The sequence below is a fragment of the Vicinamibacterales bacterium genome (assembly GCA_036012125.1).
Taxonomy (GTDB): domain Bacteria; phylum Acidobacteriota; class Vicinamibacteria; order Vicinamibacterales; family UBA823; genus UBA11600.
Genome location: DASCOS010000009.1, coordinates 284,025 through 309,635 on the forward strand (window position 1 = coordinate 284,025; position 25,611 = coordinate 309,635).

Here is a 25,611-nt window from a genome sequence, read left to right on the forward strand (position 1 = left end):
CCTCCTGTTCTACCCCTGGCTAAATGGCACCCGCTGTCCGGGCTGCCGCGATTTCTGCGCTGTCACAGCCGACAACATCTTGAAGAATCTCGTTAGTGTGCTCACCAAGTCCCGGCGACGTCGTCACCTCGACAGGCGAATCCGACAGCTGTAATGGACACCCCACCGTACGGAACGCGCCGCGTTGTGCATGCTCGACCTCGACAACCATGCCACGGGTCATGAGTGACTCGTCCTCAATAAGCTCTTTCATACTCATGATCGGTCCGCACGGCACATTGACCCCGTTCAGGAGACGCATAACCTCGAGCTTGTCGTACTGCCGCGTCCACTGCTCGATGATTTCAAAGCATTCATTAAGGTGTAACAGCCTTGCCTCCGGCGTGGCAAAGGCTGAGTCGGTGATGAGTTCTTCACGACCGACCAGCTTCATGAGCGGCTCCCAACCAGGCGGCTGGATCATGACATAAATGTAGTCGTTCGCCCCGCCGCCCTTACACTTCAACGCTTTACCTGGCTGTCCGCCACCCGAAGCATTGCCTGAACGAGGCACTGTGTCGCCGAACGTCTCGTTCGGATACTCCTGCAGTGGGCCCTGCAGCAGGCGTTGCTGATCACGCATTTTGACCCGACAGAGGTTCAAGACACAGTCTTGCATCGCAACCTCCACCCGCTGCCCGCGGCCGGTCTTCTCGCGTTGGATCACCGCAGCTAACACCGCCGCTACCAAATTCATGCCCGTACCCGAATCACCGATCTGCGCACCAGTACTCGTTGGTACGCTGTCTTCGAAACCGGTCGTACTCATCGAGCCACCCATCGCCTGCGCCACCGACTCGTAGGCTTTGCAATCAACGTAAGGCCCTGGCCCAAAGCCTTTGCCCGAGGCATAAATGATTCTTGGGTTAATCTCGCGGATCGTCTCCCAAGAAAAGCCCTGACGATCGAGCGCACCAGGCGAAAAATTTTCGACCAGAACGTCTGACTTGGCGATTAGTTTACGGAAAATCGCCTGACCTTCTTCAGTCTTCGTGTTCAAAGTGATACTTCGCTTGTTGCAGTTCAGCATCGTGAAGTAGAGGCTGTCCGCGTCGGGCATGTCACGCAATTGGGAACGCGTAATGTCACCCCGTCCTGGCAACTCAACCTTCACGACGTCCGCGCCAAGCCACGCCAGAATCTGTGTGGCCGACGGGCCTAACTGGACGTGGGTCATGTCCAAAATTCGGAGTCCTTCGAGTGCTTTACCCATATCCTCATTCACCTATTTGTACATCGTCTGATTACGAGTACCCGGTGCCCATTCTTCCCGGTCGACCCAGATGTTGACGAGCGCTGAAGTGCCACCACGAACGGCTTCACGTGCACGGTCGAGCGCCGGCCGGATGTCCTTGGGATCCCGAACAGCTTCGCCGTATCCGCCTAGCATCTCCGCGAACTTTTCGAACTCAACGTCACCGAGAAGATTGCCGACATTGCCACGTTCAGCGCCGTACTTGTTGATCTGGCCGCACCGGATCTGGTTCATCGCCGAGTTGTTTCCAATAACCCCCAAAATCGGTAATTTGAACCGCTGGCACGTTTCCAGATCCCAACCGGTCAGCGTGAAGGCTCCGTCGCCGAAGTAGCAGAGGACTTCCTTCTCCGGATGGGCATGCTTGGCAGCCATGGCGAACGGCACACCAACCCCTAGGGTGCCGAGTGGACCAGGGTCCATCCAGTGGCCTGGCTGGTGCGGCTGTACAGCTTGGGCCGTGATGGTAACAACATCGCCGCCGTCACCAATGTAAATCGTGTCGTCGGTGAGAAATTCGTTTAGTTCGTAAGCTACTCGATACGGATTGATCGGCACGTTCTCCGATTTGAACGACGGCATCAGCTTCTCGTACGCCACCTGCTCAGCCGCGCGGAGTTCGTCGAGCCACGCTTGCCGTTTCTTGGCCCCGTTGTCTGTAGTACCTGTCGTCGCCGCCAGTACCGACGCCAGCACTTGGCCGATATCGCCGACGAGTCCGAACGAGATGTCTCGGTTCTTGCCAACAGTCCTGTAGTCCATATCGACCTGGACGACCGTCGCCTCAGACCCGAGCCGACGGCCATAACCCATCCGGAAATCGAATGGCGTGCCAACAATGACGATGACATCAGCCTGGTTAAACGCCATCCTCCGGGTTCTGTGGAAATGGTGCGGGTCTCCAGGTGGAAATGTGCCACGCCCAGAACCGTTCATGTAGGCCGGAATATTCAGAGTACGTGCGAATTCACGTGCCGTGTCACTTGCTCGACAAGTCCACGTCTGGGTGCCGAAGAGTACGCACGGACGCTCAGCCCTCACAAGGAGGTCAGCGAGCCGCTGAATGTCTATTGGGTCAGCTGAAAGCTTCGTGGAGGCACGATAATGCCCTGCTTGAGGGATACGGGCTTTCGACAACTCCACCTTGGCATCGAGAACGTCCCGTGGAATTTCAAGAAACGATGGTCCTGGCGCACCGTTGAAACATTCCCTGAATGCCATCGACACTAAATCGGCGACTCGCTCGGTCGACGGTACTGTGGCAGCGAACTTCGTAATCGGCGACAGGATATCGACGTGCGGTAAGTCTTGTAACGACCCCATCTTGTGCTGCGTCAGTGCGCCCTGGCCACCAATCAGGAGCATCGGGCTCTCGGCGCGGAACGCGTTGGCGATGCCAGTAATTGCGTCTGTTGTTCCTGGACCGGCCGTCACGACCGCACAGCCAGGCTTTCCAGTTTGCCGTGAATAACCGTCCGCTGCATGCGCTGCGACCTGCTCATGCCGAACGTCGATGATGTCAATCCCCTCGTCTAGACAGCCATCATAAATATCGATGATGTGGCCGCCGCACAACGTGAAGATAACTTCAACCCCCTCTGCCTTAAGCGCTTTAGCAACTAGGTGGCCGCCGGAAATTTGTTCTGGCGCTGTCTCGGTTTCAGCTGGCTTCATCTTCGGTTCAGCAATTGGCATGGTCCCTCTTTGATTAAATCTCAATAATCATTCCGAAACATTAATCTAGAAATGTAACGTGCTGCGCGACGTGGGTCTCGAGATTAAGGCTGTGCTCACGGACAAGCCGCTCGGCTAAATCGGCATCTCGGCTCTCAAGCGCTTCGATGATGTGCATATGGTCAATAATCGACTGGCTCGCCCGGTCGCGGTCACCGATGGTCTGCATTCGGATCGACCGCATGTGAATAAATAGGTTCTCGGCCAGCTGGTTCAGTAGTTCACAGCGACTCAATTGCAGGATCGCCTGATGGAACGAAATGTTCGTTGCTGAATACTCGTCGATCCGCGCCTTCACCTCTCCCTGGTCGAACTTGGCAAACAGTCGGCGCAGCGTTGAAATCTCATCGTCAGTCGCGTGTTCAGTGATCAGACGGGCCGCCATCCCCTCGAGAGCAGCCCAAGCCGTGATCATCTCCAAGATTTCCTTTTTCTTCTTACGGATGATGAAGGCACCTTTCCTCGGAACGGTGCGGATGAATCCCTCCTGCTCGAGTCGCACCAGGGCTTCGCGGACCGGTGTGCGGCTGACCCCGAGAGCTTCACCAAGTTGCCGCTCGTCGAGCCGTAGCTCATCCCTCTGGGCGTAGATGTTCACCGAACAGATTGCCTTCTTGAGCCGGAGATATATCCGACTCTTCAAGGCTTCTCCGGCGTCGATCGGTCCAAGTTCAAGGACGGCAGCTGGCATAGAAAACAACCTAAGGACTCCTGTGGACTGACGGAAAGCACCGAATCCAATAAGTCTGGTATACAATATACCACATTTTGTATTCTTCACAAACAACTGTAGAATTTGGAGTTACGGACTCTCAAGGAGTTAGAGTAAAGAGCAGCCGCCCAGTGAGCTTTTCGGGTGTGTATCCGACACAGGGCTTGGACGAAACGGGTCTCGTTGTTATCGTCTCGACAAAAGTGAAAGAATCTTCCGCTGAGTACGGCCGACGCAACATAACGGTCTACGCCAAAACGCCTCTCATTCACTAGGGACGGCTGACGGCTTCTTGAAGGATGGGGGAGAACAACATGCGTGCCACTGTTAGAGGAACACTTCTGGCCTCACTACTAATACCTTTGATGGTCGTTGGCGTTCACGCGCAGAACCGTGCGATCGATGACGCAGTCGAGAAATACGCCGAACAGATTATCGGGCTGCGTCAATACATCCACCAACATCCCGAACTAGGAAATCGTGAGTTTGAGACGATGGAGTTGGTATCCAACCACCTACGCAATCTGGATTTTGATGAGGTTATGGTTGGCGTAGCCCATACTGGAGTTGTGGGTATCCTCCGTGGTGGCCTTCCTGGCGAGGTCGTGGCCGTTCGCGCCGACATGGATGCATTACCGGTAACTGAGGACACCACGTATCCCTTCCGGTCTAATGTGCGCACTGAGTATCTTGGCCAAGACGTTGGCGTCATGCATGCGTGCGGACACGACGTTCATACGGCAGTGCAACTCGGTGTCGCATCAGTCCTTGCCTCCATGCGGGACCAGATCCCAGGAACCATTAAGTTCATCTTTCAGCCCGCTGAGGAAGGTCCGCCGCCAGGCGAAGTGGGTGGTGCGGACCTTATGGTTCAGGAAGGAGTGTTGGAAAACCCCCGGCCTACGGCCATCTTCGGATTACACACGCTCGCCTCCATGGAGGTGGGCACCCTCGGCTATAAAGCTGGGCCGATGCTCGCTGCTGTGGACCACTTCAGGCTTCGAGTTAAAGGCCAGCAGGCGCATGGCGCCTATCCTCATCTTGGTATCGACCCAATTGTGATGGCCTCTCAGATCGTGACCGCTCTTCAGACGATCCGCTCCCGCAACTTGTCACCCCTTGAACCCAGCGTGGTGACCGTTGGTCTCATGCAAGGCGGTACACGTTTCAATATTATTCCGGATGAAGTGCGAATGGAGGGCACAGTTCGGACCTACGACCCGGACATCCGAAACACAATCGAAAGACGAATGGAAGAAATCCTTGATGGGATTACGCTCGCCGGCGGTGGTTCTTACGAACTCGATTACGAGCGAGGATCGCCTGCTACGATCAACGACCCAGAATTGACAGTCCAGATGGCGCCCACGCTTGAACGAATCGTGGGTGCCGATCGGCTCGTGATCGTAGAACCGGTTATGGGGGGCGAGGACTTCTCATTCTTCGCGAATGAGGTGCCTGGATTCTTTTTTCGGCTCGGTATGGTGAAACCTGGCACACAATCCGGAGGACATCACACACCGACCTTCCAAGCTGATGACGCATCAGTGCCCGTCGGCATGCGGGCAATGTCGCATCTTCTACTGGATTATCTTCGGTCCAAACAGCCCTAATCGGAGCTTAAACGAATTCTGCAATCCGCCGAGCTTGTAATGTCGAGCCAACAAGACAGCCTGAAGAAGGCTACGGCGGGCACTGGTTTCGGCGACGCATGCGGACTCCTCGAAGGAACCTTACGTGGCACCTTCCGACAAGAGGTCTCGACCGATCTCATCACATCATCCAGCCTGCCCCCCGCAACCGGGGTAGAATCATCCGTCCCCTATGCCTTTCCCAGACCTCCGCACGTTCATCGAGCGCCTACGGCATGACCGGGATCTTGTTGAGGTTACGACTCCCGTCGACCCCTACCTCGAAGTCGCAGAAATCCATCGTCGTGTTGTCGCCACCGGTGGTCCAGCGTTGTTGTTTACACAGGTTCACGGCGCCGATTTTCCGCTCGTCACGAATCTTTTTGGCACTGCTCACCGTGCGGAACTTGCGTTCGGCGATCGGCCGCACCGTCTGATCCAACGACTGGTCCAACTGTTCGAAACGATTCTCCCGCCGACAGCAACCAAGTTGTGGGGAGCTCGTGACCTTGGGTTCGAACTACTCAAGATAGGCCTCAAGAAGCAAGGCCGTGGAGGCCCGGTTACTGAGGTCGTCACCAACGACGTCCATCTCGAACGGCTACCAACATTAACGACGTGGCCAGACGACGGTGGACCGTTCATCACCCTGCCGTTGGTTTTTACACAGCATCCTGATGGTCGCGGCCACAACCTTGGGATGTATCGGCTGCACGTCCATGATCGGCAGACAACTGGCATGCATTGGCAGATTGGTAAGGGTGGCGGGTTTCACTACGACGTGGCCGAGTCACGCGGTGACGCACTGCCAGCCACCGTGTTTCTCGGTGGACCACCTGCCCTTATTCTGTCAGCCATCGCACCCCTGCCAGAGAACGTGCCGGAGTTAATGCTGGCCTCGCTGATTGGCGGAGAGCGCCTGCGGCTTACTGAAGGTCCCTGGCCACATCCCCTTGTAGCAAGCGCGGAATTCGCATTAGTTGGAGAAGTGCCACCCCACGAGCGAAAGCCCGAGGGTCCGTTCGGGGACCACTACGGATACTACTCTCTGCAACATGACTACCCTCTTTTTAGGGTACATACGATGGCGCATCGTCGGGACGCCATTTATCCAGCGACTGTGGTTGGCAAGCCGAGACAAGAGGACTTCTTCATTGGTGATCTCCTGCAGGAACTTCTCTCGCCCCTATTTCCGGTTGTGATGCCAGCCGTTGAGAAATTGTGGTCGTACGGCGAAACCGGTTATCACTCACTCGCGGCGGCCATCGTGAAGCAACGCTACGCACGAGAAGCGATGGTAAGTGCGTTCAGAATTCTGGGTGAGGGGCAATTGTCGCTAACTAAGTTTTTGCTCGTCACCGATCGACACATCGACCTAAAGGACTTTCCTGCCACGCTCGAGCATGTCCTCGCCAGAACCAATCCGGAAACTGACCTGTATATCTTTTCGAATCTTTCGATGGATACGCTCGATTACACCGGGCCAGAGGTAAACCTCGGCTCAAAAGGAGTTTGGCTCGGACTTGGGGACACGGTGCGTGAACTACCCCGAGCCTTCACAGGGTCGGAGTTGCCGCAAGGTGTCTTCGACGTTCAAGTCTTCTGCGGTGGCTGCCTGGTCGTTGGTGCGCCTTCACGACAGGTTGAGCCCAACATCGCCGCCAGAATTGCCTCGCATTCAGCATTCGCCGAGTGGCCGCTCATTGTAATCACCGACGAACCTGGTCGAGCCGCCAACAGCACGATCAATTTCCTCTGGACAACATTCACTCGCTTCGAGCCGGCGGCAGACATCCATGCAAGAGGAACGCAAGTCGTACGGAACCATTTGGCTTATACGGCGCCGATCACAATCGACGCCCGGCTCAAGACGGGATTCCCGAAAGAGCTTACCTGTCGTGATGATGTCGCAGCGACAGTTACCCGACGATGGAAGGAATACTTTCCAGCGGGTGGCGTGGAGATGGGTGATACCGATCAGAGCCACCTGACCTGAGGAAAGCACCAGCGCATAATCAACCTAATAACTGTGCATGATCCATCAAAGCATCACTGATAAGACCTCCCCAGCGCCGGCTAACCCGATTGCCTTAAAACGCATCTTCGCGAAGCAATGGCTCCATCTACTGCTACTCGTTTTGCTTCTCGGCGGGCTTGCGCCGGCAGTCCGCTCCGACCCTGTTCGAGTAGGCGTCCTTTTCGGCCTTGCCACGCCTATTTGGATCGTGGTGGCACTTATCCTCGCAGTCACTCATCAGAGCTACGTCTGGTTCTGCTGGAGAACGCAGCTGCACGCATCGCTGCTCACCCGTACTTTTGGCGACCGAGGCTTTCCTCTGTACGCCACTGGATTCGCTATTCTCGCACTGAGTCGAATCACAAGCGTTGTTATGGTTGCTGCCGCAAATCGCGGTACGGTTCCTTTGGATTTGACTGTTTTGCGAGTAATAGCCGTCGTCACGACAGCGCCGGTTGTATACCTTTTTTACTCAGTTTACCGTTACTTCACGTTCCGGCGAGCACTCGGAGTCGACCATTTCGACCCCTCGCACCACTCCCGGCCGCTAGTGCGCCAGGGCATCTTCCGCTTTACCCGAAACGGCATGTATGTGTTCGGCCTGCTGATTGCGTGGCTTCCTGGACTTTGGTACGCCTCTGCGGCGGGGCTCGTCCTCGCGCTGTTCAACCACGCCTACGTCTGGGTGCACTACTTCACGACGGAGCGTCCCGATATGAAGCGGATCTACCCCAGTCTCATGGCCACGCCACAACCACCTGCGTGATACTCTCAAGCACTCGGCCGGAACGCGTCATTGGAAATTTTTCCTGAAGGAGTGAATCCCATGAGATCGAATCGATTCTCACAACGATTCGCGGTCGTCCTGATCGTATTAACAACTGTGCTGGGACTCCGGACAGCGGTCGTTTTCGGCCAGACCATTCCGTCACCGGAAGAGTTTTTCGGCTTTCAAATGGGTGCCGACCAAAAACTGGCCCGGTGGGACAAACTGGTCGAATATTACGAACTCCTCGGACGTGAAAGTGCGCGGCTCGAGGTCGTCCATATGGGACCGACGACACTCGGTAATCCATTTCTCGCGCTCTTTATCTCTTCACCAGACAATCTGGCTCACCTTGAAGACCTGCGCCAATTTAACGCCATGCTGAATGACCCGCGTGGTATATCAGAGGAAAAAATTGAGCGGGCGATCACTGACGGCAAGGCCGTCGTCGTTCAGTCGATGGGCTTGCACTCAACTGAAGTTGGCTCAAGCCAGATGGCTGCCGAACTAATGTACGACCTCGTAACCCGTAACGATCCCGAGATAACACGGATCCTCGACGAAACGGTTGCTATCATGATCCCGTGCTTCAATCCCGACGGGGAGATCATGGTGACCGATTGGTATAACGAAAACGTCGGTACAGACTACGAAGGTGTCGGCCTCCCCTGGCTGTACCACCACTACATCGGTCACGACAACAACCGCGACGCGTTTCAACAGAACACGATTGAGTCGCAGTACGGTGCCAAGATCTTGTTCCGCGACTGGATTCCCCAAGCCTACATTGACCATCACCAGATGGGAGCATACGGGGCCCGAATCTACGTGCCACCCTACGCTGAACCGATCCGCCCGGCAGCTGATCCACTGGTGTGGCGCGAGATGAGCTGGTACGGTGCACACATCGCCTACAAGGAAGAAGAGGCTGGCAGAGCCGGTGTCGTTAATGCCGCCATTTACTCTGGATGGGGACACTTCGGCTTCCACTGGATCACCCCATTTCATAACATCGCCGGCATGCTCACCGAGTCAGCAAGCGCCCGGTTAGCAACGCCATTGTTTGTGCATCCGGATCAACTCAACGGCTCTCGTGGCCTGCCGGAGTATGAGGCCCAAACAACGTTCCCAAATCCATGGCAAGGTGGTTGGTGGCACGTACGCGATATCGTCGAGCAACAGAAAATTGCTGCAGTGGCCACGTTAGATATCGCAGCCAGACATCGCTCCACAGTGCTCCGTAACGCCTACCTGAAGGCGTCCCGCCAAATTGAGCGTGGTGACTCAATGTCACCGGCCGCGTTCGTCATCCCTACCAACCAGCACGACGCGCTCACGGCAACCAAGATGGTGAATAAGCTGCTCGGCCAAGGTGTTGAAGTGCACCAATCACGAAGTGAGTTCATCCATGAGGGGCGAGTCTACGGTGCAGGTTCGTTTGTCATCTCGATGGCTCAGCCGAAGCGAGGTGTCATCCGTTGGTTGCTTGGCCAGACGTTCTATCCTGACAACACCTATACGCGTAACCGAGACGGGAGTCCAATTCGGCCGTACGACATGTCCACCGATACGATGGCTGAGTTTATGGGCGTTCGCGTGGACCCGGTTGACTCGATGGTTAACAGCGCACTCGCGACCATTGACGAGCCGCTCTCTCCGGCAGGCGAGGTTACCAGGGGCGAATTCGGATTTGTTCTCGACGGGCGGCTAAACGATAGCTTCAAGGCAGCCAACCTTCTCCTAGCAGAGAGCGTTGGGGTGCGGCGTGTCACGACGGCAGGCGAAGGCTTTCGGGTCGGGGATTTCATCGTAGCAGCTTCGGCGGCTGATGCGATTGTGGCTGAGGTTGCACAGACAACGGGTGTTGATTTCTCGACACTCGATACCAATGTTAGGAACATGAGCCAGATGCTGCGACCCAATCGGGTTGGGATGTACCAACGATACTACGGTGGCAACATGGACGAGGGCTGGACGCGCTGGCTGCTGGAGGCTTTCGCGTTCCCTTACGACACGTTAATGGATACAGCAATCACTGGTGGCAACCTGAACGAGGCTTACGACGTGATTGTGCTACCAGCCGACAGCGTCGCGCGTATGACCGGAGAACCGTCAGAAACCAGCGGGCGGGGTGGCTCTCGCCCCGAAGACTATCCGCCGGCTTACCGAAGCGGCTTCGGAGATGAGGGTGTGGCCGCGCTTGAAACCTTCGTCAAGAACGGCGGCACGCTCGTAACGTTCGCTCAAGCCGGAGACCTACCGATTCAGAAGTTCGGCTTGCCAGTGCGCAACCTCCTGGCCGGACTGTCGTCAATGGAATTTTGGTCACCGGGGTCGACCCTCAGAGTCAATATTGATCACACAAATGCACTGGCCTACGGCATGCCCGCTGACGGTCTGGCAGCCTTTCTTGGTGGGAACCAAGTCTATGAGGTCGTGGCCACGCCACGAAATGATAGGGTCAAGCGAATCGTAACCTTTGTAGACCGTGACATCCTACAAAGCGGCTGGCTGCTTGGCGAAGATGTGATTGCGGAGAAGGCGGCCATGGTCTCAGTGCAGCATGGACTAGGCCAAGTAGTCTTGATCGGTTTCAGAGTTCAACATCGGGCTCAAACACACGGTACCTTCAAGCTCTTCTTTAACGCCCTAATAGGCGCGAGCATGCCGTAAGTGGTGACATGCAACTCAACAGTGCACGGAAGGTGACCTTAACGACACCAAACGGACGGACTTCTGGAGTGAGGAAATATGACTAAGCAGCCATGCCTCGGCCGCCTTGCGTGTATTGCAACACTCGCGGCCATCGTAACCACCCCGACGACTGTCGCGCACGAACAAGACAGGCTCAATATTTTCATCTCGGTTGACATGGAAGGCATTGGGGGGATCGGCACCGGCCGGATGACAAGTAGTTCCGGTAAGGACTACGCACTCGGTCGCGAGTTGATGACCGGAGAGGTTAATACGGTCGTCGCCGCGATTTTCGAGCACGGTCCGGCGGACGTTCTAGTTAACGACTCACATGGAGATATGCAGAACCTACTGCACACCCAACTGGATCCACGGGTGCAGTATATCCAGGGCAACTTAAAGCCGCTCGGAATGGTACAAGGACTGGACAACTCCTTCGACGCCGCTATTTTTCTCGGCTATCACGCACGCGCGGGGACGGAAGGTGGCTTCCTCGCCCACACCGGCACAGGATCGGTGAAGGGTCTCTGGCTGAACGGTACCGAAGTCGGCGAAGGCGGTCTGAACGCCTTCTATGCCGGCAGCCACGGTGTTCCGATCATCCTCGCCACCGGCGACCTAACGTTCACCGAGCAGTTCAGGGAGCTGGTGTCAACACAAACGGTCGCGACAAAGGAGGCTATCGGTTCATCGGTGGCGAAACTACGTCATCCGGAAGATATTAAAGCGCGCCTGCGCACGGGCACGCTTCAGGCACTTGCCAACCTTGACGCCGCCCGCCCACTCGACACGCAGGGCCCGATTACGCTCAGATTACGCTCAGCGACGACGACACGGGCGGACATCGTCCAGGCGATCCCCAACGTTCGCAGAATCGATGGAACAACAGTGGAGTACGACGCGCGGAATATGACCGAGGCCTATAAGCTGATCCGCCTGATGTATCGCTACGTGACCTGGTAGCGAGTGGCTGTCACGGCGGCGTGACTCACGAGTGTCAACAGACACCACTCGCTACGGTCAGCCGTGGCAGAATACGTTGCCAAGAAAATGAACCAGAGCGCTAGGGCTACCGGCTAGCCAACTTCAGGCCACTCTTGATCGGAGCGATGCCAGGAAGCTCCCACTCCTCCCACATCGTATCGACCATCCCCTGAATGTAATCGAAGTCCTCATCAATCAGATGGGCGAAACGCCCTTGCTTGACGAGGTAGTCACGAACGGGGATGCGCCCCTTCTTATGCGGGTCATACGTATAGGTAACCTTACCGTCCAGGATCTCGTAGAGGGGGAAGATACCGCACTTAATACCCAACTCGCCTAGCTCCCGAGAATAACCAGGGTGAAAGTCCCAACCCTTGGGACAGGGGTCGAACGTATGGATAAAGGTCGGCCCACTGACGTTCAGCGCCTTTCGCGTTTTGTTCATGAAGTCTAGGGCCGGGAAAGCCGGGCTCGCAGTCGCAACGTAGCGGCACGTTGGGTGTCCGACGGCGAGCATCGGCGCCACATTTTTCTTCCATCGTGCCTGCATGATCCGACGCGCCTTCCCAGACGGCGTGAACGTAGTTACGGCACCATAGGTGCTGAGGCCCGTCGCCTGAATGTCCGTGTTGGCTGCCGACTCGTTGTCGTAGAGGATGATGAGTAGGTCGTAGTCGGTCTGAAGAGCCGCGGAAATTCCCGAAAGACCCATGTCGGCCCCGCCGAGATCTCCACTAAAATTGATGATGTTGATCTTCTCTTTAGCGATCTTCCCCTTGCGCATCAGCGCCCGTATACCAGCCGCCATCCCGACAGCTGACGCTCCGCCAGCGCCCAACTGCGTATGCATCCATGGGATGACCCAAGGCGTCGTCTGATAGCTAGTGTTCGCCACATACATGCACCCGGTGGCACCCGTCGCGATGGTCCGCGGGCCGGAAGCCTTAGCGAAATCGCGCATGACCAAGGCCGACTCGCAGCCCTGGCACGTGCGATGACCGGAGGTGTAGAACTCCTCGTGCGGCGCGTCGTGCACCTTCTTGATCTTTTCGTAGTCGATCACCGGGAGTGTTGTTGCCATGTCCGTCATCCTTCCTTAACTCTTCACCACCGAGCGTGCGTCACGCATTGGCGTCGTGCAGGCAGTTGCTAAACCCATCGACTGACCCTGCATGCTCACCAACTGTCTCAGTGCTCACTTATTCCCGTAGACCAATCCAACTCACGATCTCCTCTGGGACGTCGCCACGGCCGGCTGCCAGGGTCCGTTCGTACATGTCAATACATTCGTCAATAGATATATCCCGGCCACCGAGGCCACCCATGAAATTGATCACGTTAGGACCGTCCCCGCGCAACGGATAGAGACAGGAACGGACATCCTGCAGGAGGATCCCGCCGTTGTCTGGGGATCCTTGGGAGAAGTCCCGGTCGATGACCCCTACGCCCTTGAACCGCCCCAGACACGCACGCAACTCTTCCGTCGGAAATGGTCTAAACCAGCGCAGGTTGACATAGCCGACCTTGTGCCCCTTCTCCCGTAGACGCCGGGCTGCCGCTAGGGACGGCATACACACCGCACCGATGCCGATTAGCACCGCATCAGCATCTTCCGTCATGTACTCGGTGAAATACGGATTGTCGTATTGCGAACCATGCGAGCCAAAGACGCCGTTAAACTCCTGATACGCCTCTTTGATCACCCCTCTGGCCCTGCGCGCCGCTTCCCAGTTCTGTCGACGCAACTCCATGACCCAATCTTCATTCACCTGAGGCGCGACAGAAATCGGGTTGTCCGGATGAAGCACGCGGTCTCCTAGGTCGTATGGCGGGAGGAACTGCTTAACCGCCTCTAACGTCGGCACCTTCACCATGTGTTGCGCATGGGTCAAAAAGCCGCCGTCCATGGCCAAGGCCATCGGCATGCGCACCCTCTTGTCTTCGGCGACGCGATAGCCAATGAACACATGCTCCAGCGCCTCCTGGGCGGTACTGGCCCAACAGATCAGCCAACCGAGGTCCCGTACAGACATCGCGTCATTGTGTTCAACCCCGAACGCCCCAGGGTCGTCAAGCGCCCGGTTGCCGACAAGAAAGAGTGGCGGGAGGCGATCAGTAGCCGTCACTGCCAGCGCTTCCATCCCATACATCCATCCCGTGCCGCTGCTGCCGCCAAAAGCTCGTGCCCCAACGGAACTAGCATGCTTCACGATCTCGAACTGCGAGTGTTCACTGTCGGCGATGATGTACTCGGCGTCGAGTTCCCCATCCGCAATGAGCTGCGACAACTGGTCCATCACCTCGGTGTAGGGTCGGATCGGATACGCGGAAATGACATCGACGTCTGCCAGTTTCACAGCATGTGAAACCGCCTGACAGCCGGTGAGTAAGAGCTCGCGTTCCCAGACGTCAGTTGGTTGAGCGGCCGTCGTCACAATGCCTCCTTCTGTCCTGGCCCATCCATATTTCGTGGGACGGGTGTTGCCTTGTACTTTTCGACACCCTCACCGGTGACATGCCGGTAGCGGATACGCGTCGAACCCTTTTTGTCCTCGGCCCACTGGATGTAACCCGCAGGGTCTTTCTTGTGCTGCTCCCAGGGACTCTTTTCGTCTTCGAACTGCAGTTCGGGGACCATGACGATGCACTCTTTGACCGGGCAGACATCCGCGCACTTATGACAGCCCGTGCACACTTCGTAGTTGATGTCGTACAGTCCGTCATCCGTCGGGTCGAAGCACTCATCGGGACAATCGGCCCAACAAAGCGTGCACTTGATGCAGAGATCGAATCGGACGACTGGCCGTTCTGTCTTGGAGGTTCCGTGCTTGAACCCGTCGTTCCGGTTCTGGCCGCGTGGCCCTAGCTTAAAGCCTCGTTTGACCGCCGGGACCGCAACACCGCCCTCTTCGAACTCATGCCACTTGGGCAGCACCGGAATCTCGTGCGGCCAGTCGATACCCTGATCCGGATTGACCACCTTGATCCGGCGTAGCGTCGCCTCGTAGGCGTCCCGCGCCGCACGCGCACGGTCCGCGTCCTTCCCGGTATCCAGCAGATACTCTTCAACCGCCTCGATAGAGATGATGCCTGGGTCCACGGCGGCAACGGCACCAAGACAACGCTCGCGTGTGAGGTCGTCCTTGAAAACCCACATACCGGCCAGACTGGCATCTCCCTCTAACGTCGCCAACCGGTAGGGTTGCGGCTTCTTGGCCGTGAACTTGAGAAGGTGCTCATGGTTGCGGCGGGTGACCACCAGCAGGCAAGCCTTGTGACCTACCAACTCATTGACCGGGCGTATACCATGCCAGCCCCAGGGCTCGACCCCCTGTGCCATGGCGTCATCGACCACCACAGACACATCGACGTTATCGGCGTTGTACGAAGACCCGCACTCGGCCTCCAACTCCGCTTCGGACAGGTCAGGTGATACGAACGCAAAATACTTGCAGGGGATTCCATTGCGCTCAGGGGCATCGCTGTAACGCCCGTTCGAAAAGGCAACCTTGCCCATCCGGCTAGCGATCTGAACGATGTCGCCGCCGATGTACTTGCCGAGGGTCTTCTGATAAACCCCTCGGTATTGCACCTCTACGCGTTTAATCATGATCGTCCCTTGTAAGTTTCGTGGCCAAAGCCGGGTGCTCACGGAGCGATACGACTGTTAGTTTACACGAGCCCAAACGCTGAATACTACCACGGAGTGACTACCGAAAATAACGGCTCCACCGGTGGTGCCGTTTACGGGCAGTCGTCGTCGCCCCATTGACGGCGGACACCATCCACTGTCACAAGCCGGATTGCTGACGCGGGGCCAAGCGTTCGGATCGACATGGCACAGCGGGGCCCGCCTCGTGGCGGTAGCGTTGCTGGCCCGTAGCGGTTCCCGACGTGCGACCTTTGGGTCGCCCCCCGCCCGGCAGGAAAACGTCCTAATCACGATAATTCTCGAACTGGAGCGGGAGGTCGAACTTGGCTTCCTTGAGCATGCCGATAACCTGCTGGAGGTCGTCACGCTTCTTGCCCGACACGCGCAGCTGGTTACCCTGAATGGCGACCTGAACTTTGAGTTTCAGTGTTTTGATGAGTTTAACGATCTCCCTCGCGATCTCCGACTCGACGCCTTGACGTACCATGATGAGCTGCCTAGCCCCGCTTACGTTGATCTGTGGATCGTCGAGCTTCAGACAACGAATGTCGACCTGGCGGCCGACGAGGCGCTTCGTTAGTACGTCGTACATCTGGCGGAGTTGAAATTCGTTCGGCGCTCGCATGGTGATTTGATCGTCCTCCAAGTCGAATCGGGCGTTGGTGCCTTTGAAATCGAAGCGCGTACCCAATTCACGGTTTGCCTGATCGACGGCATTCCTGACCTCCTGCTGATTCACCCGCGAGACAACGTCGAACGATGGCATTGGTTACTCCGATGAGCGTGATGCGCTCTTCTGAAAAGCTTAATCTCGTAGCAGTATGTCACCATGCCAGCGAATAACGGAATGCTTCTCGGGCTACGCGAATCGGATTTCGGGCACGAAACGCACTTCAGCAAGAGCACTCAGGACTGGCCACAACAGCCTGGAAATTTAGATAGATTCCTTACGATGTAACGCGGTCATGGCGTGCTGACTGACGCTAGAATTATAATCGCGTCGTGGCGGCTCAGGGCCGCCAGTTGGGAGGTCACTAATGTCCAAGTCCCGCACCGTCGTCCTCATAGCCATTCTCACGCTCAGCACCGTGTCCGCCCTCGCCCAGGATCAAGGCGACCCGACCTTAACCGAGGTGTGGGAACCCGAGCCGCCTATCGTTATTCCCAACGCTTCAGGTGGACCACCGTCAGATGCGGTCATTCTTTTCGACGGCAGCGATCTCTCAGCTTGGCAATCACGTAGTGGTGGAGCCCCTCCATGGAAAGTCTCTGATGGTGTACTTACCGTCCTGCCAGATACCGGAGACATCGTAACGAAGCAAGGCTTCGGCAACGTTCAGCTGCACGTCGAGTGGCGCACGCCGTCGGTTGTGACAGGCGGGGGGCAAGACCGGGGAAATAGTGGCGTTTACTTAATGAGTCGCTATGAGGTGCAGGTGCTTGACTCTTACGAGAACCGGACTTACTCGAACGGCCAAGCGGGTAGCATCTACAAGCAGCATATTCCCTTGGTCAACGCGTCACGTGCGCCTGGCGCTTGGCAGACCTACGACATCATCTTCAGGGCGCCTCGGTTTCATGTGGACGGTACGATCGCGCAACCAGCGACGATAACCGTGTTGCATAACGGTGTGCTAATTCAAAACCACGTAGTACTCCAAGGGCCAAGCATCTTCATCGGCCAACCCGAATACGAGACACATAGACCCATGGAACCACTTCTTCTCCAAGAACACGACCACCCGGTCAGCTACCGGAATATCTGGATTCGGGAGCTGTGAGGTTGGGCCCGCAACTCGGTCCAACAGCGGACAACAGACGATTAGCCTTTTAGGTCTCGGGTTAGGTCTCCGAGGTTAAGATAATCCTCTAAACATCTCGTTTTTAAGGGAAAAACGAGCTGTTAATAAGCACTAGCCAATAGCAACCAACATGGCGAAGCTCTCGCGAATATTCCCGTGATTTCCGCATGGAGTCTGGCACCAGACTCATGTTAAGCTGCGTTGTCTACGAGAGGCCGTTTCGGCGAGCTGAGGGCACACTGTGGTGTGCCTCGAGGCATGTCGCCACGTGGAAAAGACGCGGAGGGAGCGAAGTGGCTGACTACAAATACATCGGTAAGGATTATCAGACTCCAGACATCGTCGCGAAAGTGACGGGAAAAGCGAAGTATGCCGAAGACTTCCGTGCCGAGGGAATGCTCTTTGCAAAGCTATTGCTGAGCCCGATGCCCCACGCCCGCATCACGCGCATAGACGCAAGTGAAGCGCTGGCAATGGAAGGCGTTGAAGGGATTCTCACAGAAGACGACCTCCCGCCGGTGCAGCGCGAAGGCATCCAAGAGCGTGCACTCAATTCGACCGAGCCATTTTATGAAGGCCAGCCTGTTCTCGCTGTAGCTGCGGTCGACGAAACCACGGCCGCGGATGCTATCGAGAAAATTCGTGTCGATTACGAGCCACTCCCGTTCGTAATCGACCCAATGGAGAGCCTTCGCCCGGGTAGTCCGAACGCACGCTTGGATGGCAATGCCTTCGCTGGGCGTGAGGTCACGACCGTCAAGTGGCCGGAGGATGTCTTTGCGTCTGCTGAACCCGGCAAGCTACCAATGGGTGAAGTCGGAGAGGAATGGGAGCACGGCGACGTTGAGGAGGCTCTTGCTGGAGCGGACCTCGTTCTCGATGAGACAATTGTTCAGGCCTCAACATCACATCAGCCACTTGAAACACGGACTGCGATGGCTTACTGGCAGAACGGGAAGTGCTATTTGCACTGCTCCACACAGAGCACCGTGCGCAGCCACGCGCCAGCGGCTGCGTGGATTGGAATCGAGCCAGAAAACCTGGTGCTCATCGCCGAGTACAGCGGTGGGGGGTTCGGTAGCAAGATTCCTGGATCGATCTTTGAGGCCATCCCGGGATTACTGTCGCGGAAGATTGGGAAACCAGTCATGCTGCGGATCACGCGCCAAGAAGAGAACTATATTGGTCGTGCTCGTCCAGGCTACCAAGCACGGGTTAGGGCCGGTTTCCGTTCAGATGGCCGTTTGACTGCAGTAGACCTGTTCGTTGTGCAGGACAACGGCCCTTACAATCGCCAAGGTGATTTTCTCACCACTGGCCGAATCGTGTCACTGACCTACCAGCCTGAGAACATACGATTCCGCGGTCTAAGCGTGATGACGAATACTCCGCCGCGAGCCTCACAGCGAGGACCTGGCGGCGTTCAGGCGGTCGCCATGTTTGAGCCAGTCATGTCGAAGGCTGCGCGACAACTCGGCATTGATCATGTCGAGTTCCATAGAATCAACGCACCAAGTGGCACAGCCGCTTACGGACCAACGAATGACGAAGATGTTCGTCGCCGTGTCACAAGTGCCAACGTAAGCGAGGCGCTTGACCTAGGCAGCAAGCTCTTCAACTGGGAAGAGCGAAAGCAGCGAAGCGGCCAACGTAACGGCATGAAGGTAACGGGGGTCGGTGTGTCCGTGAGCCCGTACGTGGGTGGCAGTATCGGCTACGATGGTCTTCTCGTGATCAAGCCGGACGGCAAGATGTACGTTCAGTCTGGCATTGGCAATCTGGGCACGCACTCCGTCTTCGACACAACCCGGGCGGCGTGCGAGGTGCTGGACTTTCCTTTTGAGGACGTAACGGTCGCTTGGGGCGACACGAGCCGGCATCTCCCTTGGAGTGCTAGCCAGGGCGGTAGTCAAACTACCCACGCACACACCCGTGCGAACTGGGCCGCCGGCCTCGATGCCAAGCGCAAACTGCAAGAAATCGCAGCGCGTGATTTAGGTGGGACGCCTGACGACTATGATGTCGGCGGCGGCCGCGTGTATCACCGGTCCAACCGCTCGCGGTTTCTCTCATTCGCGCGGGCGGCTGAGCGTGCAATCCAAATAGGCGGCAAGTACGATGGTCACGAGTTACCAGAAGACATCAACCCGTTCACTGCAACATCGGCCACGAATTTAGCCGGCGGAGGTCTGATGGGTGTAGCACGTGACAATTTCGGGCGTGACGGAGATACCTATACGTTCGTTATAGGTTTCGCGGAAGTTGAGGTTGACGTCGAGACGGGTCATGTCCGCGTTGTGGATTACGCATCAGCGGCCGACTGCGGCGTGATCATGCATCCCCGCAGCCTAGGTGGCCAGATCAATGGTGGCTCCATCCAAGGTTTTGGGCACGCAATGAAGCAACGGACGGCATATGACCAGCATTGGGGTCTGCCGGTGGCGAAGCGATTTTACTCAAACAAGCCACCGACTATCCTAGATGTTCCGCTCCACATGAAGTGGGGAGCAGTCGATATCCCTGACCCACAGACACCGGTCGGTGCGAAGGGAATCGGTGAGCCACCACAGGGTGCGGGTGCAGGTGCGGTGCTAAGTGCCATCGCTGATGCGATCGGCGACGAGCATCTTCGCCGAACCCCGGTTACCCCGGACATGATTCTGAGCTCACTCGAGATGGGGCCGGACGGCAATTTAACCGCGAACATCGGTTAGCCAGTAGCTTGATGGTTCGCAAAAAGGGGGCGGCGGATGCCGCCCCCTTTTTTTGTGCTTCTCTCCCACGGACGATAAACTGAACACAATGTCTCATGCGACTGTCGCTATTCTCCGGACACAGCCATCAACCGTAATCAGCGACTATCATGAGCTGCTGAATCTGGCCGGGTATCGGCAGGTGATAGACCCTTCTGTCGATACAGCACTCAAAGTCAATATCTCCTGGCACTTCTTCTTTCCTGGTAGCTCGACCACACCGTGGCAGCTTGACGGAGTAATCCGCGCGATGAAGCAGGATGGGTATGATCCCGCACTACTCCACGCCTGCCACAACCGGACAGTCGTCATCGACGCACATTTGGGTGAGCGTGAGAATAAACAACTGCCAGTGGTTGAGACACACGGCCTTCGTAATATTCATCTTTATGAGGGCGAGGACTGGGTGCACATACGAGATGCCGTGGGTGATTTGGCCGACAAGTTTTTGTGCTTGAATAACGTTTATCCGAAAGGCTTTCTCATTCCAAAACGCTTTATTGGTGAAAACATCATCCATTTGCCAACCATCAAGACCCACGTCTTCACAACCACAACTGGTGCGATGAAAAATGCCTTTGGAGGACTTCTCAACGAACGCCGACACTGGACCCATCCAGTGATTCACGAGACGCTCGTTGACCTCCTACTGATTCAGCGCAAGGTCCACCGGGGTGTATTCGCGGTCATGGATGGCACGTTCGCTGGCGATGGCCCCGGACCAAGGTGCATGACGCCGTACGTTAAGAACGTTATCCTGGCCAGTAGTGATCAAGTGGCTATTGATGCCGTGGCGGCTAAGTTGATGGGCTTTGATCCGTTGTCAATCAAGTACATCCGGTTAGCACACGACGCGAAACTCGGATGTGGTGACCCGCGTGACATCGCCATCGTTGGCGATGAAGCAGCCGGAGCCGAGCAATGGGGTTTCGTAGGACCGTTCCGCAAGATGACCTTTGCATCCAAAATGCAACACAGGATCTACTGGGGACCACTGCGGCGACCACTTGAGTGGTCACTTAAGACCATACTGGCACCGTGGGCTTACCTCGCCAGCGTCCTGTATCACGACAGCTTTTGGTATCCGACAAAAGGCCGCTCAGTAATGCGGGAAGTCTTAACCAGTAACTGGGGACGATTATTTCGTGGCTGGGAGCGAGCCGTCGCAGACAAGGATGGGTATCGCGTGAACGATGCACCCCCAGCAAAGTTGCACCGAACAGGATTCCGTGCACTCCTCACATCATTTAGAATTCTAGGGACTTGCCTCAAAGAGGCGCCGGAATTTTCTACTCGACGTCGCCGCGTGGCTAACCGGTCCTGATGGACGACCGGAAACTACACTCCGTAGGGATCACGCCAATCAAGCAGGAGTCACAATCCATCCGTTTTTGATTTCAGAGCTTCCTGCCCTTTCACATAAAGATCGAACCACTCCAACCATCGCGCCCACAAGTCTAGATAGTTTTCCTTCGCGCGTGGTCCGTGCGATTCGAAAGGGTAGATATAGAGAGCCGCCCTCTTCCCCAAACCGGTCAGTGCTTGCATCATTCGCTCAGACTGAATGAGAAAGGTGCCGGAGTTATTGTCCTGCTCCCCATGGTACATAAGTAGTGGTGAATGAATCTGATCCGCGTAAAAGAATGGTGAGATCTCGAGGTAAGTTGTCGGTGCGTCCCAGATGAACCGTTGCTCTCCTTGGAAAGTCATCGGCGTCAACGTGCGATTGTAAGCACCATCACCGGCGATCCCGGCTTTAAAGAACGGCGTGTGTGCGAGTAGATTGGCCGTCGCGAACGCACCGTAGCTGTGCCCGCCGTGTCCGATTCGATCGACGTCAACGTATCCCATCTCGTCAACTTTTCTAATTACCGCGTACATTGTTTCAGTCATGTCCGCGACGAAACGGTCGTTAAACCGCCCGGCCTGACCGAGAATCGGGACGTCTGGATATACCACCGCATACCCTTGGGTCAGCCAGATATCCGACCAGCGAAGAAAGCTGAGCGGTGAAAAAACGTTATGATTACGAGCCCGGATCGACGCCTGTTTATACTCCTCGGCTGACGCGTATTCTCGAGGATATGTCCAGAAAATTGCAGGAACCCGATCACCAGATTGGTAATCGGTCGGTAACGAAATCCGCGCCTGGATGGTGAGGCCATCCCGACGCGTGAATTCAAAGTCGATCCGCTGAGCAGCTGTAATCTCGGGATACGGGTCAACATTTTGGGTTAAGTTCTCCCACGCACCGTCAGTGCTCCACAGATAGCTGTCTGGTGCCATTGAAGTCATTTCTCGACTTACGATCATCCGTGTTAGGTCATCGTTGAGTGGAGTTAAGGGCCAATCGAACGTTTCGGCCGCGCCCTCAAATAGACGCGTGGTTACACCATTCGCAATTTCGACCCGATCAACAAATGGCTGCGGCGTAAATTGTTCGCCATAACCGGAACCCCGAAGATACGCAGATTGACCATTGCTCGACATCATGACCGTCGTGATGCCATTGCCGTCTTGGCGCGTCAGTATTTCACCCGGTAGTTCGAGAACATTATCCGGGTCATAACTCACCAACACCTGTCCGGCAGCCGGCTCAACCGACGTGTCGTATGCGAAAAGGGTCCGCTCGCCGTCCTCGGTGATTTCCGCAAAAAAATGATCGCCCGCAGCATCAAAATGAAGGTCGCTAAACCGACCTTCTGTCGACGTAAGAACCTTCGCCTCCGCAACAACAAACGGCTCCTCAACGCCCATCACGCGTTCTTGCTGTTTAGTGTCTCTAGTGTCATCACTTTCCTCAGCGGCCGTCGGCGTTCTGGCAAGCCACGACAAGCCACGCCCGTCAGGCCGCCACGCGACCTCTCGCGGCAGTTTCGCATCAGGCCGGTTGTCTCGCTCTGATGACTCGTACAACGGTATCTGTCGAATTGTTGACACAACGTCACCATCCAGATTCAGTACGTTGAGATCGCGCCCAAAACTCGTGTATCCGACAATGTACGAAAACGGCTCAACGAGCTGTTCAGCGAGGATGTGTCCACCGTCCGGTGACAGGGCGATCGACAGATACATAGCTGGATCGCCAATCGGTTGCGGTGCTTGTCCAGACGAAAGACGTGCGAGCTGTGCAGTTGTGTAGTAGCGAAATAGGTCAGCGTCGTACTCAGTCCGAAGCAGAAACGGTAGTGTTCGGGTTGGCGTTGCCTTCTCGCGTGTGCGACGCACAACGGGGCCGGTCGGCACCGGGTCGGCTTCGGGTTCTGAACCTCGGCCGGCCGGCACGAGCAGCGCAAGTACCGAGCCGTCTGGCATCCATTGCAGCATCCTCGAGGGCACGCCCGCACCACCCCGAGCTGCAAGTGTCGCCATCACACGCGCATCGCTGAGCTGTTCAGTCGCACCAGTGCTGACGTCCGCCGTCCACACTTGAGTGCCTTCAGCTAAGTGCGCGAGAAATGCCAATCGGCTACCGTCTGGAGACCAGATAGCGTCACTAACGAAACTTCCTTCCGGAACATCGATCGACCATCGCCGACGTTCCTCCAAAGCGTAGACGTCATAACCACGAATGCCATAGGTCGCTAGCCGCCATTCCCGATCCACCTCTGGCATCAACTCCAGCATCCCAAGCCGTAGCGTCCGGCGTGCCATCACCTCGAGGCTCGACAATTCATCAGATAACGGAATCAAAAAATGTGAACCGTTTGGACTTATTCGGTCAAGCTCCGCTAAGTTCTTGTCCCGGTCAAACAACTCCTGCACAGATACAGGCGGCAGTAAATAATCATTAGACGGATCGACCTGAGCCCGTATCGGTGAGGAGTCCAGCACCATAGCTATCAGCAGGATTGCCCCAACCACGACCGTAGAATCCTTAAAACGTCGTCGTTGCGAATCGATGTCTACCTTCATCTACCTTTCCTTTCGATTCCAGCCCTAGCTATGCCAGACCCCTCGTACAGCCCAGTTTCTTCTAGGGCTGTCTGACGGTCGGATACTCGATACCGAGCTGCTCAAGATACGTGTCATACCGGGCTGGATCGAAGTAGTACTTTCGCATTTCCTCCCGGAACTCCCCCATGATTTCGCGATTTAGGTGAGTCGCCGGCCGGTCATCGGCACTGATAAATGGAACGTACTCCTGAGTCTTTGTCTGAACATCACGATAGTACGTCCAAGCCGCCTCAACCTTCTCCGGTTGGAGGAGAAAATCCAGCGCGGTCATTGCCATAACTTTTGCACCCGCTGTTGAGCCTTTGTGGGCGATCGGCGTTGCCATCGCGACGGCACTCGACCAGTGATGGCCGCCACCTCCCGTCCGGAAGTTCGAAGGGAATCTCAGAGTGACCGTCGGTACGTTCCACGAGATATCGCCAATATCATCCGAGCCGCCGCCGGTCCGGACGCCTTCAGGCGGCCCGCCCAACTCACCAAGTTCTGTCGCAAGTCCAGTCGGCTCGGCACCAAGCTCTTCCTGAAGAGCTCTGGCTAGGGTTTGGTCCGCTTCACTCCACTCGGGGAGTCCAACCATCTTGATATTCTCGTACATCGTCTCCGCAATCACCTTATTGAAGTGCCGCGGCCAAGCCGACCCGAGGATCCGCCACTCCACTTCTGTATTAGTCATTTTGGCCGCTGCCTCCGCCGCTGTGTTGCCAATCTCGAAGAGGTCCTTGATGTGCTCGTAGTCGAGCTCGCGGAAGTAGTACCAAACTGAGGCGCGCGACGGCACAACGTTTGGCTGGTCGCCTCCATCTGTGATCACATAGTGCGTGCGTTGCGATAGCCTAAGGTGTTCACGTCGGTAGTTCATAGCCGCATTCATCAGTTCGACCGCATCGAGCGCGCTGCGACCCGACCATGGCCCTCCGGCCGAATGCGCCGACTCACCGTGGAATGTGTACTCTACCGACACGAGTCCATTACCACTGCCTTCGCCCCAACTCACGCCCATATTGCTACCGACATGGGTGAAAATCATGATGTCAACATCCTGAAACAGTCCGCCTCGAACGAAATAGGCCTTTGATCCCAACTGCTCCTCAGCAACACCTGGCCAGAGCATGATAGTTCCTGGAATCTCTTCGCGCTCCATGAGCTTCTTGAGAACGAGCGCCGCCGTCACGTTCACGGCCTGGCCAGAATTGTGCCCTTCGCCGTGGCCTGGGGCGCCGTCAATAATTGGGTCGTGGTAAGCCACTCCAGGCTTCTGCGACGCCTTGGGAATACCGTCGATGTCGCTCCCGAACGCGATAACCGGCTTGCCCGATCCCCAGGTCGCAATCCACGCTGTTGGCATCTCTGCGACCCCTTGCTCTACCAAGAACCCGTTGTCGCTCAGGATGCCAGTCACATAACTGGATGTTTCGAACTCCTGAAAACCCAGCTCGCCGAAGCTAAAAATCTGGTCGACGGCCTGTTGTGTAAACTGTCGCAGACTCTCGACCTCAGCTACAGCTTCCTGTTTGAGGTCGTTGAGCCGCTCGACCTCTTGTCCATGGATAGAGAACGGGCTTGCGAGCAGAACGAACATTAAAACCGCTAACCAACAACGACTGTGCATGAAAGA

17 protein-coding genes are annotated in these 25,611 nt (G+C 56.3%); 8 read left to right on the forward strand and 9 right to left on the reverse strand.

Translation table 11 applies throughout. From position 1 onward, the window contains the following. Window positions 1-19: 19 nt before the first annotated feature. The 3 genes from frc to QGH09_04120 are packed head-to-tail and all read right to left on the reverse strand — an operon-like array spanning window position 20 to window position 3,719. Window positions 20-1,252 (reverse strand): formyl-CoA transferase, encoded by a 1,233-nt coding sequence (frc, locus tag QGH09_04110; GenBank protein ID HJO17369.1) that lies wholly within the window; start codon window positions 1,250-1,252, stop codon window positions 20-22. Window positions 1,253-1,264: 12 nt separating this feature from the next. Further along, a complete protein-coding gene (locus tag QGH09_04115; protein ID HJO17370.1) occupies window positions 1,265-2,989 on the reverse strand; it encodes a thiamine pyrophosphate-binding protein in 1,725 nt (574 codons plus the stop codon). 40 nt (window positions 2,990-3,029) lie between these two features. Then, window positions 3,030-3,719, reverse strand: coding sequence for a GntR family transcriptional regulator (locus QGH09_04120; protein ID HJO17371.1), 690 nt, complete (start codon window positions 3,717-3,719; stop codon window positions 3,030-3,032). Between the two features lie 335 nt (window positions 3,720-4,054). Here QGH09_04120 and QGH09_04125 point away from each other — a divergent pair, with 335 nt between their 5' ends. The 5 genes from QGH09_04125 (at window position 4,055) to QGH09_04145 (ending at window position 11,811) form a co-directional block, all read left to right on the forward strand. Then, a complete protein-coding gene (locus QGH09_04125; GenBank protein ID HJO17372.1) occupies window positions 4,055-5,353 on the forward strand; it encodes an amidohydrolase in 1,299 nt (432 codons plus the stop codon). A gap of 211 nt (window positions 5,354-5,564) precedes the next feature. Further along, window positions 5,565-7,367 (forward strand): UbiD family decarboxylase, encoded by a 1,803-nt coding sequence (locus QGH09_04130; protein ID HJO17373.1) that lies wholly within the window; start codon window positions 5,565-5,567, stop codon window positions 7,365-7,367. A gap of 37 nt (window positions 7,368-7,404) precedes the next feature. Beyond that, window positions 7,405-8,154 (forward strand): methyltransferase, encoded by a 750-nt coding sequence (locus tag QGH09_04135; protein HJO17374.1) that lies wholly within the window; start codon window positions 7,405-7,407, stop codon window positions 8,152-8,154. 60 nt (window positions 8,155-8,214) lie between these two features. Then, complete coding sequence (locus QGH09_04140; GenBank protein HJO17375.1) at window positions 8,215-10,827, forward strand: M14 metallopeptidase family protein; 2,613 nt, start codon at window positions 8,215-8,217, stop codon at window positions 10,825-10,827. 78 nt (window positions 10,828-10,905) lie between these two features. Then, window positions 10,906-11,811: a M55 family metallopeptidase gene (locus QGH09_04145; protein HJO17376.1), complete on the forward strand. Its 906-nt coding sequence runs from the start codon at window positions 10,906-10,908 to the stop codon at window positions 11,809-11,811. A 106-nt stretch (window positions 11,812-11,917) separates the two neighbouring features. Here the strand turns inward: QGH09_04145 and QGH09_04150 are convergent, their stop codons facing one another. The 4 genes from QGH09_04150 to QGH09_04165 all read right to left on the reverse strand — a co-directional run bounded on the left by QGH09_04150 (window position 11,918) and on the right by QGH09_04165 (window position 16,250). Then, complete coding sequence (locus QGH09_04150; protein HJO17377.1) at window positions 11,918-12,913, reverse strand: thiamine pyrophosphate-dependent enzyme; 996 nt, start codon at window positions 12,911-12,913, stop codon at window positions 11,918-11,920. 118 nt (window positions 12,914-13,031) lie between these two features. Beyond that, window positions 13,032-14,267, reverse strand: coding sequence for a transketolase C-terminal domain-containing protein (locus QGH09_04155; GenBank protein ID HJO17378.1), 1,236 nt, complete (start codon window positions 14,265-14,267; stop codon window positions 13,032-13,034). Further along, window positions 14,264-15,442: a 4Fe-4S dicluster-binding protein gene (locus tag QGH09_04160; protein ID HJO17379.1), complete on the reverse strand. Its 1,179-nt coding sequence runs from the start codon at window positions 15,440-15,442 to the stop codon at window positions 14,264-14,266. The genes QGH09_04155 and QGH09_04160 overlap by 4 nt, the downstream gene beginning before the upstream one ends. 325 nt (window positions 15,443-15,767) lie before the next feature. Next, window positions 15,768-16,250 carry a YajQ family cyclic di-GMP-binding protein gene (locus QGH09_04165; GenBank protein HJO17380.1) on the reverse strand — a complete coding sequence of 161 codons (483 nt, stop codon included), beginning with the start codon at window positions 16,248-16,250 and terminating at the stop codon, window positions 15,768-15,770. Between the two features lie 271 nt (window positions 16,251-16,521). On the opposite strand from QGH09_04165, the gene QGH09_04170 reads away from it, so the two are divergent. The 3 genes from QGH09_04170 (at window position 16,522) to QGH09_04180 (ending at window position 21,363) form a co-directional block, all read left to right on the forward strand. Then, window positions 16,522-17,265: a DUF1080 domain-containing protein gene (locus tag QGH09_04170; GenBank protein ID HJO17381.1), complete on the forward strand. Its 744-nt coding sequence runs from the start codon at window positions 16,522-16,524 to the stop codon at window positions 17,263-17,265. 314 nt (window positions 17,266-17,579) lie between these two features. Further along, complete coding sequence (locus QGH09_04175; GenBank protein HJO17382.1) at window positions 17,580-20,000, forward strand: xanthine dehydrogenase family protein molybdopterin-binding subunit; 2,421 nt, start codon at window positions 17,580-17,582, stop codon at window positions 19,998-20,000. A gap of 88 nt (window positions 20,001-20,088) precedes the next feature. Next, window positions 20,089-21,363 carry a DUF362 domain-containing protein gene (locus tag QGH09_04180; GenBank protein HJO17383.1) on the forward strand — a complete coding sequence of 425 codons (1,275 nt, stop codon included), beginning with the start codon at window positions 20,089-20,091 and terminating at the stop codon, window positions 21,361-21,363. A 50-nt stretch (window positions 21,364-21,413) separates the two neighbouring features. Here the strand turns inward: QGH09_04180 and QGH09_04185 are convergent, their stop codons facing one another. Together QGH09_04185 and QGH09_04190 are read right to left on the reverse strand one after the other, a co-directional pair. Further along, complete coding sequence (locus QGH09_04185; protein ID HJO17384.1) at window positions 21,414-23,954, reverse strand: prolyl oligopeptidase family serine peptidase; 2,541 nt, start codon at window positions 23,952-23,954, stop codon at window positions 21,414-21,416. Between the two features lie 61 nt (window positions 23,955-24,015). Then, window positions 24,016-25,605, reverse strand: a complete 1,590-nt coding sequence (locus QGH09_04190; protein HJO17385.1) for an amidohydrolase — start codon at window positions 25,603-25,605, stop codon at window positions 24,016-24,018. Between the last annotated feature and the right edge of the window lie 6 nt (window positions 25,606-25,611).

What these genes read in the sequence shown, in the direction of transcription:
- frc (HJO17369.1), bottom strand. Translation starts at nt 1,252, where the DNA reads ATGGGTAAAGCACTCGAAGGACTCCGAATTTTGGACATGACCCACGTC.
- QGH09_04115 (HJO17370.1), bottom strand. Translation starts at nt 2,989, where the DNA reads ATGCCAATTGCTGAACCGAAGATGAAGCCAGCTGAAACCGAGACAGCG.
- QGH09_04120 (HJO17371.1), bottom strand. Translation starts at nt 3,719, where the DNA reads ATGCCAGCTGCCGTCCTTGAACTTGGACCGATCGACGCCGGAGAAGCC.
- QGH09_04125 (HJO17372.1), top strand. Translation starts at nt 4,055, where the DNA reads ATGCGTGCCACTGTTAGAGGAACACTTCTGGCCTCACTACTAATACCT.
- QGH09_04130 (HJO17373.1), top strand. Translation starts at nt 5,565, where the DNA reads ATGCCTTTCCCAGACCTCCGCACGTTCATCGAGCGCCTACGGCATGAC.
- QGH09_04135 (HJO17374.1), top strand. Translation starts at nt 7,405, where the DNA reads ATGATCCATCAAAGCATCACTGATAAGACCTCCCCAGCGCCGGCTAAC.
- QGH09_04140 (HJO17375.1), top strand. Translation starts at nt 8,215, where the DNA reads ATGAGATCGAATCGATTCTCACAACGATTCGCGGTCGTCCTGATCGTA.
- QGH09_04145 (HJO17376.1), top strand. Translation starts at nt 10,906, where the DNA reads ATGACTAAGCAGCCATGCCTCGGCCGCCTTGCGTGTATTGCAACACTC.
- QGH09_04150 (HJO17377.1), bottom strand. Translation starts at nt 12,913, where the DNA reads ATGGCAACAACACTCCCGGTGATCGACTACGAAAAGATCAAGAAGGTG.
- QGH09_04160 (HJO17379.1), bottom strand. Translation starts at nt 15,442, where the DNA reads ATGATTAAACGCGTAGAGGTGCAATACCGAGGGGTTTATCAGAAGACC.
- QGH09_04165 (HJO17380.1), bottom strand. Translation starts at nt 16,250, where the DNA reads ATGCCATCGTTCGACGTTGTCTCGCGGGTGAATCAGCAGGAGGTCAGG.
- QGH09_04170 (HJO17381.1), top strand. Translation starts at nt 16,522, where the DNA reads ATGTCCAAGTCCCGCACCGTCGTCCTCATAGCCATTCTCACGCTCAGC.
- QGH09_04180 (HJO17383.1), top strand. Translation starts at nt 20,089, where the DNA reads ATGTCTCATGCGACTGTCGCTATTCTCCGGACACAGCCATCAACCGTA.
- QGH09_04185 (HJO17384.1), bottom strand. Translation starts at nt 23,954, where the DNA reads ATGAAGGTAGACATCGATTCGCAACGACGACGTTTTAAGGATTCTACG.
- QGH09_04190 (HJO17385.1), bottom strand. Translation starts at nt 25,605, where the DNA reads ATGCACAGTCGTTGTTGGTTAGCGGTTTTAATGTTCGTTCTGCTCGCA.